Source organism: Enterobacter sp. 342 (assembly GCF_036663495.1).
Taxonomy (GTDB): Bacteria; Pseudomonadota; Gammaproteobacteria; order Enterobacterales; family Enterobacteriaceae; genus Enterobacter.
Genome location: NZ_JAWUEI010000019.1, coordinates 23458 through 35925 on the forward strand (window position 1 = coordinate 23458; position 12468 = coordinate 35925).

At 53.1% G+C, this 12468-nt stretch carries 15 protein-coding genes; 9 read left to right on the forward strand and 6 right to left on the reverse strand.

The genetic code is table 11. The annotated features are described in order from the left end of the window. The first annotated feature begins 2 nt into the window (after positions 1 to 2). Both V6E55_RS15675 and tusE read left to right on the forward strand, forming a co-directional pair. Positions 3 to 554, forward strand: coding sequence for a LuxR C-terminal-related transcriptional regulator (locus V6E55_RS15675; protein WP_316943310.1), 552 nt, complete (start codon positions 3 to 5; stop codon positions 552 to 554). Positions 555 to 623: 69 nt separating this feature from the next. After that, positions 624 to 953, forward strand: a complete 330-nt coding sequence (tusE, locus tag V6E55_RS15680) for a sulfurtransferase TusE (protein ID WP_316943311.1) — start codon at positions 624 to 626, stop codon at positions 951 to 953. Here tusE and yccX read toward each other — a convergent pair. The 3 genes from yccX to V6E55_RS15695 are packed head-to-tail and all read right to left on the reverse strand — an operon-like array spanning position 950 to position 2599. Further along, positions 950 to 1231, reverse strand: a complete 282-nt coding sequence (gene yccX, locus V6E55_RS15685; protein WP_316943312.1) for an acylphosphatase — start codon at positions 1229 to 1231, stop codon at positions 950 to 952. The two genes, tusE and yccX, sit on opposite strands and share 4 nt — an antisense overlap. An 11-nt stretch (positions 1232 to 1242) precedes the next feature. After that, entirely contained in the window at positions 1243 to 2031 is a 789-nt protein-coding gene (locus tag V6E55_RS15690) for a helix-turn-helix transcriptional regulator (RefSeq protein WP_316943314.1), read from the reverse strand. 10 nt (positions 2032 to 2041) lie between these two features. Next, positions 2042 to 2599: a kinase inhibitor gene (locus V6E55_RS15695; RefSeq protein WP_316943316.1), complete on the reverse strand. Its 558-nt coding sequence runs from the start codon at positions 2597 to 2599 to the stop codon at positions 2042 to 2044. Between the two features lie 172 nt (positions 2600 to 2771). Here V6E55_RS15695 and rlmI point away from each other — a divergent pair, with 172 nt between their 5' ends. Continuing rightward, on the forward strand, positions 2772 to 3962 hold the full coding sequence (gene rlmI, locus V6E55_RS15700) for a 23S rRNA (cytosine(1962)-C(5))-methyltransferase RlmI (protein WP_316943318.1): 1191 nt from the start codon (positions 2772 to 2774) through the stop codon (positions 3960 to 3962). Between the two features lie 60 nt (positions 3963 to 4022). Then, on the forward strand, positions 4023 to 4340 hold the full coding sequence (hspQ, locus tag V6E55_RS15705; RefSeq protein ID WP_013097248.1) for a heat shock protein HspQ: 318 nt from the start codon (positions 4023 to 4025) through the stop codon (positions 4338 to 4340). Between the two features lie 36 nt (positions 4341 to 4376). Here hspQ and V6E55_RS15710 read toward each other — a convergent pair whose 3' ends face one another. Further along, the gene (locus V6E55_RS15710; RefSeq protein ID WP_316943319.1) at positions 4377 to 4790 is read right to left on the reverse strand and encodes a CoA-binding protein; all 414 of its coding nucleotides are present in this window, start codon (positions 4788 to 4790) and stop codon (positions 4377 to 4379) included. Between the two features lie 173 nt (positions 4791 to 4963). On the opposite strand from V6E55_RS15710, the gene csgI reads away from it, so the two are divergent. Beyond that, positions 4964 to 5626 (forward strand): curli synthesis inhibitor, encoded by a 663-nt coding sequence (gene csgI / locus V6E55_RS15715; protein WP_114978348.1) that lies wholly within the window; start codon positions 4964 to 4966, stop codon positions 5624 to 5626. 80 nt (positions 5627 to 5706) lie between these two features. Further along, positions 5707 to 6165: a methylglyoxal synthase gene (gene mgsA / locus V6E55_RS15720; protein ID WP_049006707.1), complete on the forward strand. Its 459-nt coding sequence runs from the start codon at positions 5707 to 5709 to the stop codon at positions 6163 to 6165. A gap of 57 nt (positions 6166 to 6222) precedes the next feature. On the opposite strand, the gene helD is transcribed toward mgsA, so the two are convergent. Then, positions 6223 to 8277, reverse strand: a complete 2055-nt coding sequence (helD, locus tag V6E55_RS15725) for a DNA helicase IV (protein ID WP_316943320.1) — start codon at positions 8275 to 8277, stop codon at positions 6223 to 6225. 123 nt (positions 8278 to 8400) lie between these two features. Here helD and V6E55_RS15730 point away from each other — a divergent pair, with 123 nt between their 5' ends. Together V6E55_RS15730 and yccS are read left to right on the forward strand one after the other, a co-directional pair. Next, entirely contained in the window at positions 8401 to 8847 is a 447-nt protein-coding gene (locus V6E55_RS15730; RefSeq protein ID WP_023335159.1) for a YccF domain-containing protein, read from the forward strand. A 19-nt stretch (positions 8848 to 8866) separates the two neighbouring features. Continuing rightward, positions 8867 to 11029 carry a YccS family putative transporter gene (gene yccS, locus V6E55_RS15735; RefSeq protein ID WP_316943321.1) on the forward strand — a complete coding sequence of 721 codons (2163 nt, stop codon included), beginning with the start codon at positions 8867 to 8869 and terminating at the stop codon, positions 11027 to 11029. Here the strand turns inward: yccS and V6E55_RS15740 are convergent. Next, the gene (locus V6E55_RS15740; RefSeq protein WP_129996283.1) at positions 10986 to 11612 is read right to left on the reverse strand and encodes a TfoX/Sxy family DNA transformation protein; all 627 of its coding nucleotides are present in this window, start codon (positions 11610 to 11612) and stop codon (positions 10986 to 10988) included. The genes yccS and V6E55_RS15740 overlap by 44 nt on opposite strands. Positions 11613 to 11828: 216 nt before the next feature. Here V6E55_RS15740 and sulA point away from each other — a divergent pair, with 216 nt between their 5' ends. Then, positions 11829 to 12338: an SOS-induced cell division inhibitor SulA gene (gene sulA / locus V6E55_RS15745; protein ID WP_129997117.1), complete on the forward strand. Its 510-nt coding sequence runs from the start codon at positions 11829 to 11831 to the stop codon at positions 12336 to 12338. Positions 12339 to 12468 lie beyond the last annotated feature (130 nt).

Here is a 12468-nt window from a genome sequence, read left to right on the forward strand (position 1 = left end):
CCGTGAGTTACGCCATTCTCGACAATAATCGATTTTACGCCGAAGGGTTGCGCTACGCGCTGCTTCGTCGGGGCGTTCAGTTAGAGGTCCAAAGCGACACCGTACAATGGCAACCATCGCTGCTTACCCGCCGCGTGCTTGTTGTGCGCTGCCGTTTTTCCGTGGCGGCTACGCATCAGGCGCTGATAAACATTTTGCTCAGACTGGAAACCGCCCGCTGGAAAGGCAGCCTTTATCTGGTCTGCAATGAAAAGGGGTGGGCGCTGGCGACGCATTTACGCAAGCGTTTCAGTACGTTAACCCTTTATATCATCGATGACAGGATCGCTGTCGCAGATGCGGCATATTTGCTGGCAAAGGAGCCTCGCCGCGTTCGAAGTCTTGACTGCTGTCTTACCGGCCTTGAATTCAACGTGCTCGATCTCATGCTTACCGGGTTGCCGGTACGCCACATTGCCATCGTGACGGATATGTCAGAGAAACAGGTTTCGACCCATAAATGCAACGCACTGAAAAAGCTCAATGCCAACAATCTGCTACAGCTACTCCTGTAGGTCACGGTTTATCCTGCGGCCGTTTTTTTGCTACACTGTTGCCGATTTTTTCACACACGACAGAAGATTATGTTGATTTTTGCAGGCCAGGAAATTGAGACCGATAGCGAAGGCTATCTGAAAGATACAATGCTCTGGAGCGAGCCGCTGGCGGAGAGAATTGCGGAAAACGAAGGGATTACCCTCTCCCCCGAACACTGGGAAGTGGTGCGTTTTGTGCGCGAGTTCTACCTCGAATTCAACACCTCTCCAGCCATCCGCATGTTGGTTAAGGCCATGGCCAATAAGTTCGGTGAAGAGAAAGGCAACAGCCGCTATCTGTATCGTCTGTTCCCTAAAGGCCCGGCAAAGCAGGCCACCAAAATTGCCGGCCTGCCAAAACCGGTGAAATGCATTTAGTAGCGAATACCGAAGTTAACGTACTCCCGGCCGGGTTGGTGCGGTTCCGTCAAAACCTTATCAACCCGAGCGCTGCGCGGCCCCCCCGCTTTCAGCCACGCCACCAGCTTATCGACCTGTTCCGCTTCGCCACAGGCGACCACCTCAACGCTGCCGTCATCCATGTTTCGCGCGTATCCCGTTAGCCCAAGCTCAATCGCTTCACGCTGGGTGCTGTAGCGGAAGCCGACGCCCTGGACGACACCGTTAACCCAGGCGATGGTGCAGACTTTTGCCATTTTTCTTCTCCTTAACGTAGCGTTTTCGGTAAACAGCCATAGTGTTGCCGGAAACGAGCGGTGAAACGAGAGCTGGAAAGATACCCACATTGTAATGCGATTTCGCCAATCGGTAATCGGGTTGACTGTAACTGTGACAGCGCAACGGCCATCCTCACCTCCTCCACAATCTGGCGAAAGCTCTGTGACTCTTCACGTAACCGTCTGCGCAGCGTCGGCACGCTCAGGGCCAGACGGCTGGCGATGTCCTGCGCGGTCCAGGCTCTGGCGGGCGACAGCATAATGAACTGCCGCACCTGTTCGGTCAGGTTAATATTTCGCTCAATAAGCAGCGGACCTGCCACGCCATCATGCAGCAATGCCAGCAAAAGACCGAAGGCCTGATGCTTTTGTAGCGTTTCCGGTAAACCCTGACGCACGGCTTGCAGCAGGTTATCCCACATAAACGCCAGCCCCTCGCTCAGCGGGGCGCAGAGCGAATGCAACGTCGTGCGCGGCCAGGATTTCAGGTAATGCGTTTTAAATTCGGTAACGATCTCCGGAGACAACATCAGCAAGTCCGAGCGAAACATACCGTTCGCAGGCTGATTGATAATCTCCATCGCCGTATTGGCAGGAATAATGATGAGCTCATCCCGTGTCGCCACCAGTCGGTTGTCATCCTGAACAATCACCTTACTGCCGTGAGTGATATGACAAATCGCCGGAAAAAAGAGTTTAACCTGGTGCAGGCGATGCATTTTGCTGGCACTCACTTCACCCGCCGTGAGATGTTTATGTCGAAAATGGAACTCCTGCACCCCGCCATCCTTATCTGCTGTAGGTTGCTGTTAACTGGGCCTTCGCCAGAACATGACTATTGATCATAAAGCCGACCAGCGCGCCGCTGGCATTTTTGTCGACGGGCAGTTTATCCACGTCCAGAGCCCAGACGGTAATCTGATAGCGATGAGGCTTATCACCTGCGGGCGGACATGCACCGCCGAATCCAGAATAGCCGAAATCATTACGTCCCTGCACAACGCCTTCAGGTAATTTCTCACCATTCGGGTTACCGGCATCGGCTGGCAACATCATTGTACTCGCTGGAATATTGGTTACGGTCCAGTGCCACCAGCCGCTGCCAGTGGGCGCATCCGGGTCATATACCGTGACGGCAAAACTTTTCGTAGCAGCGGGCGGATTTTTCCACGCCAGCTGCGGAGAGATATTCCCACCGTGGCAGCCAAATCCCTCAAACACCTGCTGTTGCGCTAAACGGCGTTCGCCAGAAATATCCTGGCTGGTGATGCTGAAAGGTGTTGCTGCTAAAACCTGAAAACTCATTGCCGCCAGAGCGGTTATTGCGATTACACTGCGCTTTTTCATGGGGTTTCCTTTGCTGAACCGGAAGCCCTAAGGTAAAGCACGCGACAATGCCGTAATGTGCTTAAGCGATTTGATTTTGTGCCGAAACGCTCAATGGTATCCGCAGATGATTGCGCCTTGCTGAATGTGCTACTCTACGCGCCATTTCCTGAAATCGACAGAACAGCAAATTATGAGTGTACGTTTAGTGTTAGCCAAAGGGCGCGAGAAGTCATTACTGCGCCGTCATCCCTGGGTCTTTTCCGGCGCGGTTGCCCGTATGGAAGGTAAAGCCAGCCTCGGTGAAACCATTGATATCGTTGACCATCAGGGGAAATGGTTAGCGCGAGGTGCTTACTCGCCAGCGTCCCAGATCCGTGCCCGCGTCTGGACCTTTGATAAAGATGAAACCATCGACATCGACTTCTTCGTTCGCCGTCTGCAGCAGGCACAGCAATGGCGTGACTGGCTGGCAAAACGCGACGGGCTGGACAGCTACCGCCTGATTGCTGGTGAGTCCGACGGCCTGCCGGGCGTCACCATTGACCGCTTTGGTCACTTCCTGGTGCTGCAACTCCTGAGTGCTGGCGCGGAATATCAACGTGCGGCGTTGATTAGCGCACTGCAAACGCTGTTCCCGGAATGCGCCATTTACGACCGCAGCGATGTGGCCGTGCGTAAAAAAGAGGGCATGGAGCTGACCCAGGGTCCAGTGACAGGCGGGTTGCCGCCTGCCCTGCTGCCGATTGAAGAGCACGGCATGAAACTGCTGGTGGATATTCAGGGCGGCCACAAAACGGGTTACTACCTCGACCAGCGCGACAGTCGTCTGGCTACGCGTCAGTACGTTGCCGACAAACGCGTGCTGAACTGCTTCTCCTATACCGGCGGTTTTGCCGTTTCAGCGCTGATGGGTGGCTGTGCCCAGGTTGTCAGTGTGGATACCTCGCAGGAAGCGCTGGACGTGGCAAAACAGAACGTCGAGCTGAACAAGCTGGATGTGAGCAAAGCCGAATTTATTCGCGATGATGTCTTCAAACTGCTGCGTAAGTATCGCGATCAGGGCGAGAAATTCGACGTTATCGTCATGGATCCCCCTAAGTTTGTGGAAAACAAAAGTCAGCTGATGGGTGCCTGCCGTGGCTATAAGGACATCAACATGCTGGCCATTCAGCTACTGAACCCGGGCGGCATTCTGCTTACCTTCTCCTGCTCTGGCCTGATGACCACAGATTTATTTCAGAAAATCATCGCCGATGCCGCAATAGATGCTGGCCGTGATGTACAATTTATAGAGCAGTTCCGTCAGGCAGCCGATCACCCGGTGATTGCTACCTACCCGGAAGGGCTCTATCTGAAAGGGTTTGCCTGTCGCGTCATGTAACTTGAAAAGAGAAATATTGCCCGCACATAACGTGTAAGTCGTATTTCCCGGGAGGTGACTATGATTGCCAGCAAATTCGGTATCGGCCAGCAGGTCCGCCACACTTTGCTAGGGTATTTGGGTGTGGTCGTGGATATCGACCCGGAGTATTCTCTTGATGAACCGTCTGCAGACGAGCTGGCGGTCAACGCCGAGCTTCGCGCTGCGCCCTGGTATCATGTGGTGATGGAAGGTGACGATGGACAACCCGTTCACACCTATCTTGCTGAAGCGCAGCTGAGTAGCGAACTACAGGATGAGCATCCGGAGCAACCCACGATGGATGAACTTGCTCAGACTATCCGCAAACAGTTACAGGCTCCGCGCCTGCGGAACTAAGTGTGTAAGAAAGCCCGATAATCGGGCTTTTTTTTGTTATTTCGCCAGCCCCAGGCGGGGGAGTTCAATCGCCGGGCAGCGGTCCATAACCACATTCAAACCTGCATCGCGCGCCAGCACAGCAGCCTGCTCGTTAATGACGCCTAGCTGCATCCACAGCGTTTTCGCGCCGATAGCGATGGCCTCTTGCGCCACTTCCCACGCGGCTTCAGAATTGCGGAAAACATCTACCATATCCACTTTTTCAGGTACGTCGTTTAGGGTGGCGTATCCCTGCTGGCCCAGTAAGCTTTTACCGGCCACTTTTGGCGACACCGGAATAACGTGATAACCCTGATCGAGAAGGTACTTCATGACCCGATAGCTTGGACGATCCGGTTTATCGCTCGCACCCACCAACGCAATGGTGCGCGTGGAGGTCAATATCTCGGCAATATCGTTCTCTTTCATGGTTTTTCTCCTGGTTTTTTTCAAAGTGTACGCCAAAGCGCATATCTCAACCATCCATCCCATACAGATGTATGAGGGCAAAACCGTGAAATATGTCTATATGTTAGTAAAGATGATTTTCGAAAGATTTAGATACATTAATGCAACATCAGTATTTCTGACAGGAGCCTTCTATGAAAACCGGAATTGCCACTGCTGTGATTGCATTAGTGATGCCGGTTTGCGTTTTTGCGACCACGCTCCGGCTCTCTACCGACATTGATCTGCTGGTTCTGGATGGAAAAAAAGTCTCCAGTTCATTATTACGCGGCGCAGACAGCATCGAGCTAGATAACGGGCCTCATCAGTTGGTCTTCCGGGTAGAAAAGTCGATCGGTCTCGCTAATCATGAACAACGGATGTACATCTCCCCGCCGCTGATCGTCAGCTTTAATACCCGGCAAATCAGTCAGGTGAACATCACCCTGCCTCGCCTTGAAACGGAGAAAGAATCTTCGGCCTTTGACACCTCACCGCGCGTTGAGCTGCTGGATGGCGATGCGATGCCGATTCCGGTGAAGCTTGATATTCTGGCGTTGACCACGTCCCCTAAAGGCCCGGATTATGAGGCCGCGACCCAGACCTATAATAAAGCAGGTAAACGCGCATCGCTTCCCCAGTTTGCCACTATGATGGCAGACGACAGTACGCTGTTATCCGGTGTATCTGAACTGGATGTCATTCCTCCTCAGTCCCAAACCCTGACGGAACAACGCCTTAAATTCTGGTTCCAGCAGGCCGATCCGGACACGCGAGCCCGCTTTTTACAATGGGCGAAGCAACAACCTTCATCATAAGCCACATTTTTTTCGCCTTTCTCTTGCAGCGTCAGACAGTTCCCGTCATCGTGTAGCCAGTTAACCTGATGGATACGATTATGGAACTGACAACACGCACGCTACCTGAACGCAAACACATTGCTCTGGTTGCGCACGACCACTGTAAACAAATGCTGCTTAACTGGGTTCGCCGCCATCAGTCTTTGCTGGAAAAGCACACCCTCTCGGCGACCGGTACAACCGGTAATCTGATCCAGCGCGAAACGGGTCTTGAAGTCAATGCCATGCTGAGCGGCCCGATGGGCGGCGATCAGCAGGTAGGTGCGCAGATTTCTGAGGGGAAAATTGATGTGCTGATTTTCTTCTGGGATCCGCTGAATGCGGTTCCGCATGACCCGGACGTGAAAGCACTGCTGCGCCTTGCCACTGTCTGGAATATTCCAGTGGCGACTAACCTTTCAACGGCAGATTTCATCATCGAATCGCCGCAGTTTAACTCGCCGGTTGATATCCTTATTCCGGACTACCAGCGTTATCTGTCTGAAAGATTAAAGTAAATTTTAAGCCGGGTGGCGGCTACGCCTTACCCGGCCCCAAAAACAAGCCTGACGTCGTTATGGCTTGCGCGCTACTGGCACATCAATACTCTTCAGAATATCAACAAACACTGACGGTTCTTCTTTATTGAACAGCAGCCACACACGATGACGCGCGCGGGTGATGGCCACATACAGCAAACGTCGTTCCTCGGCATCCGGAAAATCTTCCGGCATAGGCAGTAAAGCCTGCTCCATCACTGACTCACGAGCCGGAGCCGGAAAACCGTCGCTACCTTCTTTCAGCCCTATCACAATCACATAATCGGCCTGTTGACCTTTACTGGCGTGAATCGTCATAAATTCAAGCTGCAGTTTCGGCCAGCGGGTGGCCGCTTTCTCCAGCGCAGCCGGTTTCAGGTGATGATAGCGCGCCAGCACCAGAATACGTTCTTCAGGCTTTGCATAGCCGCTGAGCTTGTCCAGCAGCGGTTCCAGCTGGTCATCCGCCAGCAGAGTGACCGCTTTTTTATCCCCTGACCGCAGGCTGTTAAGCGGCTTGGCCAGCTGATACGGGTTCTGCTGGATAAAGCGATTGGCGATTTCACCAATACGGGAGTTGAAGCGGTAGGTGGTATCCAGATCGCTGCGATCGCCTTCGCCAAAATAGTGGTGAAATGCGGTCGTCAGTGAAAGCTGCGCACCGCTGAAGCGATAGATGGCTTGCCAGTCGTCACCCACGGCAAACAACGACGTGTGCTTGTTTTGTGCCCGTAACGCTGAAAGCAATGCTGCGCGTTGCGGCGAGATATCCTGGAATTCATCCACCAGAATATGTTTCCACGGGCTGACAAAGCGCCCCTTCTCAAGAATGATAATGGCCTGATGGATCAGGCCAGAGAAATCGACAGCATTTTCCGCTTTCAGGGCAGTTTTCCAGGCTTTCAGCAACGGTGCCATAAGCTTAACCCGCTTAGAAAACAGATCGCGGATCTCCTCCGGCGCACTGTCAATCATTTCAGCCTGCGACCCACCGTGCATCCGCATCAGGCTTACCCAGCGGTCAAGTCTCGAGCCCAGACGCCGCGCCAGTTTTTCATCCTGCCAGAAACTGCCCTCAGGCACCTCCCAGTTAAGTTCTTCCTCCAGCCACTGACGCCATCCTTTTGCCTGCGCCTTTTTCTCACTGCACTGCTGGCGCCATGTTTTGATAAACAAAGCCTGGCGCGCCTGCGTGTCGTTCTCCAGTTTACTCACCGCTGGCACTTTTTTGCTGCCCTGCTGAATGATGTGCAACGCCAGAGCATGGAAGGTTCTGGCCGTAATATCCTGGGTGTGCAGGCGTTCCTGGATACGCTCGTCCATCTCCTGGGCAGCCTTGCGGCCAAAAGCCAGAAGCAGAATTTGTTCAGCAACGGCTTCCCCGGTTGTCAGCAACCAGCCCGCGCGCGCCACCAGCACCGACGTTTTACCGCTCCCGGCTCCCGCGAGCACCAGCAAGGACTGCTCACCGTTAACCACCGCACGCGCCTGGGCAGGATTGAGTGGAGAAGATTCAACCGTACTGAAAAAATCGGCGTATCGGGTGAGCATGGTGTCAGTCCAGGCCTGATTATGGGCGAACCGGCTCTTATCCATATCGCTTAGCCAGGCCTGACACTGACGCCAGGCATCGCGGCAATTATCGAACTCATCGAGACGCGTCACGGATAACGGCAGCGCCGAGAGTGCCTGCCTGATTTTTTGCTGTAACCCGGCGGTCTGCTGGCGGGTAAGCCACGTGTTTTGCGCGTTGCTTTGGGCGATATCATCCAGCACCTGCTGCAGTACCTGGGCAGCAATCACACTCATGTCGTGGCTCCACTGCTGCCAGAGCGCGTTAAGATGATGATGGAAACGCTGGGTCTCCGCCCACTCGGTGCCGTGCAGACGCACCACTTTATCGTCAGGCAGAACGAACTCCAGTTCCCCCCACACCAACCCACGTTTGCAGTGGATAGCCAGAAGTTGATTAAACGGAATAAGGTATTCGTGGCGTTCTCCGGAGACTTTCACCCCGGCGTTGAGGAGAACAACCCTGTCATAGGGGTGTTGCGCCAGGCGTTTGCCTAATGAAGTTGCTTTAAGTTCCATGTCCCGCCAAATCCACGAAGAGATAGTTTACCTGACAGTTTAACTGCCAGTTTTAAGGTGCTCCAGCCTAAAAAAACGTTACAATCATCAGGCGTTAATTTTATCGAAAGGAAGTGAGGATTTATGCGTACCGTTCTGAATGTGTTGAATTTTGTACTGGGCGGTTTTGCCACCACCCTTTCCTGGCTTTTTGCCACGCTGGTGAGCATCGTCCTGATTTTCACACTCCCCCTGACCCGCTCATGCTGGGAAATCACCAAACTCTCCTTCATCCCGTATGGAAATGAAGCCATCCACGTTGACGAGCTGAATCCGGAGAGCAAAAACGCCTTGATGAACACGGGGGGCACCCTGCTCAACATTCTGTGGCTGATATTCTTCGGCTGGTGGCTGTGCATCATGCATATTTTTGCGGGTATTGCGCAGTGCATCACGATTATTGGTATTCCGGTCGGGATCGCGAACTTTAAAATCGCTGCGATCGCCCTTTGGCCCGTCGGGCGCAGGGTTGTTCCGGTTGAAGTGGCTCAGGCAGCACGTGAAGCAAATGCTCGTCGTCGTTTTCAGTAAATAAGGACTGGCCGCGCTTATGCTAAGCCCACTGCTTCGCCGTTATACCTGGAACAGCACCTGGCTTTATAACGTCAGGATTTTTATCGCGCTTTGCGGCACGGTAGCCCTGCCGTGGTGGTTGAATGATGTCAAGCTCACCATTCCGCTCACGCTGGGGGTGGTTGCGGGGGCGCTTGCGGATCTGGATGACCGTCTGGCCGGACGTTTGCGTAACCTGGTGATTACGCTGGTCTGTTTTTTTATTGCGTCTGCTTCCGTTGAGTTGCTCTTTCCGTGGCCCTGGCTGTTTGCCCTCGGTCTTACGCTCTCAACCAGTGGTTTTATTTTGCTGGGCGGCCTTGGGCAGCGCTACGCCACCATCGCTTTTGGTGCCTTGCTGATTGCCATCTATACCATGCTGGGTGTTTCCCTTTATGACCAGTGGTATCAGCAACCCGTTCTGCTGTTGCTGGGCGCCATCTGGTATAACCTGCTGACGCTAACCGGCCATCTGATCTTCCCGGTTCGCCCTCTGCAGGATAACCTTGCCCGCAGCTACGAGCAGTTAGCCCACTATCTGGAGCTAAAATCCCGGCTTTTCGACCCGGATATCGAGGAAGAAAGCCAGGCCCCGCTCTACGATCTGGCTCTGGCAAACGGCCAGTTAGTTGCCACCCTTAACCAGACTAAAGCATCGCTACTTACCCGTCTGCGTGGCGATCGCGGTCAACGCGGAACCCGAAGAACCTTACACTATTACTTTGCCGCTCAGGATATACATGAACGTGCCAGCTCCTCGCATGTTCAGTATGCCGCCCTGCGCGAGAAGTTCCGCTACAGCGACGTGATGTTCCGTTTCCAGCGACTGCTTTCCATGCAGTCCCAGGCATGCCAGCAGCTCGCACGCTCTATTCTGCTGCGCACGCCTTATCAGCATGACCCACGTTTTGAACGTGTGTTTAGCCATCTTGATGCGGCAATTGACCGCGTTCAGGCCAGCGGAACGTCACCGGAACATATTAAAGCTCTGGGATATCTGCTGAATAACCTGCGGGCGATAGATGCTCAGCTGGCGACCATTGAGTCAGAGCAGGCGATGGCGTTACCCGGTAGTGATGCAGAAAATCAGCTTGCAGATGACAGCGTCCACAACTTTAGCGATATGTGGTTGCGGTTGAGCCGCAACTTTACGCCGGAGTCGGCTCTCTTTCGCCACGCGGTGAGAATGTCGCTGGTATTGTGCGTAGGCTATGCCTTTATCCAAATAACCGGATTGCAACATGGCTACTGGATCCTGCTGACCAGCCTGTTCGTCTGCCAGCCGAACTACAACGCCACCCGGCACCGCCTTGCACTGCGTATTCTCGGCACGCTGGTCGGTGTCGCCATTGGGCTGCCGGTCCTCTATTTCGTGCCGTCCGTTGAGGGGCAACTGATCCTGATCGTGATCACCGGTGTGTTGTTCTTCGCCTTTCGCAATGTGCAGTACGCCCACGCCACCATGTTCATCACGCTGCTGGTTCTGCTCTGCTTTAACCTGCTGGGTGAAGGGTTTGAGGTCGCCCTGCCACGTGTGATCGATACCCTGATTGGCTGTGCAATTGCCTGGGCGGCTGTCAGCTTTATCTGGCCAGACTGGCGTTTCCGTAATTTGCCGCGCGTGTTAGACAGGGCTATGAATGCCAACTGCCGGTACCTTGATGCCATCCTTGAACAGTACCATCAGGGCCGGGATAACCGTCTGGCTTACCGAATAGCACGCCGCGATGCGCACAACAGCGATGCTGAACTGGCCTCGGTTGTCTCTAACATGTCAACAGAGCCTCGTGCCACCGCAGAGATTCGTGAGACGGCGTTCCGCTTGCTCTGTCTGAATCATACCTTCACCAGCTATATTTCCACGCTGGGTGCCCACCGTGAGAAACTCACCAACCCGGGTATCCTCACTTTGCTGGATGATGCCGTCTGTTATGTCGATGACGCACTTCATCACCGGCCAGCCGATGAACCGCGTGTTCAACAGGCTCTGGACGAACTGGCCCAGCGCATTATCCATCTTGATCCAGGAAACGACAGCAAAGCGCCACTGGTTCTTCAGCAAATTGGTCTGCTTATCGCTCTGCTGCCAGAAATTTGCCGACTGCAACAGCAAATCGCTACCTGGAGGAGTGATTCTCCTGTGGCTCAGGTAGCGCATTAAACCACTCCGTCAGCTCCCGGCGTATTCCCGCCGGGAGTGCCGCTTCATGAAGTCCCTCAATGGCACCTTCCAGCGCGAAAAGCACTTTAATACTGAGTGCTTTATTTTTTGCCCGCATCTTCAGCCAGCTCGCTTTCGCACCAAGCGTCCGAAGTGTTTCTTCGTCGGTAATACCCGCTTCAAAAAGCAAGACCTCAAGCTGAAACGTCAGGTTCGGGAGATCCTTTAGCCGGTTTCGTTGATGGCGCTGAAAGCGCTCTTTTCTTGCCGCTCTCAGTGCGAACGAGGAGAGCTGGAGCAAACGCTCCCTGTCCTGCCACAATCCGTCATCAACTCGAAAATAGTTCAGAAGCACCGGACGCCCCCGTTTCATGAGTGTCAAAAACGAGGCGGCATTCTTTACACAGTATTTCGCACTTTCCTCACAGGCGCGAAGGTAGAGTTCTCCCTCTGACACCATGGCAAAGACCGCATCATCCACTGCCAGGGTATAGCCACCGAACAGTGCACGATGTTGAATGTCCCCCAGCGGAGACAGATATTCCTGGGATTTATAGATCCGTTCATAAGATATCTTTTTCATGATATTTCCTTATAAATCATAAATTAACAACGAAGTTTCTTACTAGCGGATCCGTTAGCAGGAAAATAGGCAACTTATCGCTGTTGGGCAAGATGATTTTTCAAGGGGCATCAAGATTGAATGAATTTTGCGAGTCGCTTTCCGAAAATGAGGTTGATCTTTATGCATACAGGGGTTACTGTATATTCATACAGTAACTACAGAGCTGGAATGAATATGCACACTTCAGGCTATGCAAATCGCTCAACCTTTATCACTTCTACCGCTGGCAACGTAGCGCAGAACACCGTCGGCAGTGTTTCGACAGGGCTTATTAGCGAAGTGGTTTATCGTGAGGATCAGCCTCTGTTAACTCAACTACTGCTGCTGCCGTTATTACAGCAGCTTGGTCAGCAGTCTCGCTGGCAGCTTTGGCTGACGCCACAGCAAAAACTGAGCCGTGAATGGGTTCAGTCTGCCGGCCTTCCGCTGACAAAGGTCATGCAAATTAATCAACTCTCTCCTTGCGATACCGTCGAGTCGATGATCCGGGCTTTACGCACTGGAAATTACAGTGTAGTGATTGGATGGTTACCAGAGGAATTGACTGAAGAGGAACATTTTCGTCTGACTGAGGCGGCTGAAGAAGGGAGTGCGATCGGGTTTATCATGCGCCCGGTTCGTCCAGATTCTTACCGCAGAGGACAACTTTCTGGGCTAAAAATTCACTCAAATTTGTATCATTGAGTGAAATTAAGATTTTTCCTGGAATTTTTTTTGACCACAAGATGTGTTTTTAGTTCCCGGCCTCAAAATTGCGGCAAGGCTTGTCTGGTGCGGTTCTCCTTAATTTTATTGCACAAAATTCGCGCGAAAA

Coding starts and splice junctions, on each gene's coding strand:
- hspQ (WP_013097248.1), top strand. CDS start 4,023: ATGATTGCCAGCAAATTCGGTATCGGCCAGCAGGTCCGCCACACTTTG.
- helD (WP_316943320.1), bottom strand. CDS start 8,277: ATGGAACTTAAAGCAACTTCATTAGGCAAACGCCTGGCGCAACACCCC.
- V6E55_RS15710 (WP_316943319.1), bottom strand. CDS start 4,790: ATGAAAGAGAACGATATTGCCGAGATATTGACCTCCACGCGCACCATT.
- sulA (WP_129997117.1), top strand. CDS start 11,829: ATGCACACTTCAGGCTATGCAAATCGCTCAACCTTTATCACTTCTACC.
- V6E55_RS15730 (WP_023335159.1), top strand. CDS start 8,401: ATGCGTACCGTTCTGAATGTGTTGAATTTTGTACTGGGCGGTTTTGCC.
- yccX (WP_316943312.1), bottom strand. CDS start 1,231: ATGGCAAAAGTCTGCACCATCGCCTGGGTTAACGGTGTCGTCCAGGGC.
- V6E55_RS15740 (WP_129996283.1), bottom strand. CDS start 11,612: ATGAAAAAGATATCTTATGAACGGATCTATAAATCCCAGGAATATCTG.
- csgI (WP_114978348.1), top strand. CDS start 4,964: ATGAAAACCGGAATTGCCACTGCTGTGATTGCATTAGTGATGCCGGTT.
- rlmI (WP_316943318.1), top strand. CDS start 2,772: ATGAGTGTACGTTTAGTGTTAGCCAAAGGGCGCGAGAAGTCATTACTG.
- yccS (WP_316943321.1), top strand. CDS start 8,867: ATGCTAAGCCCACTGCTTCGCCGTTATACCTGGAACAGCACCTGGCTT.
- mgsA (WP_049006707.1), top strand. CDS start 5,707: ATGGAACTGACAACACGCACGCTACCTGAACGCAAACACATTGCTCTG.
- V6E55_RS15695 (WP_316943316.1), bottom strand. CDS start 2,599: ATGAAAAAGCGCAGTGTAATCGCAATAACCGCTCTGGCGGCAATGAGT.
- tusE (WP_316943311.1), top strand. CDS start 624: ATGTTGATTTTTGCAGGCCAGGAAATTGAGACCGATAGCGAAGGCTAT.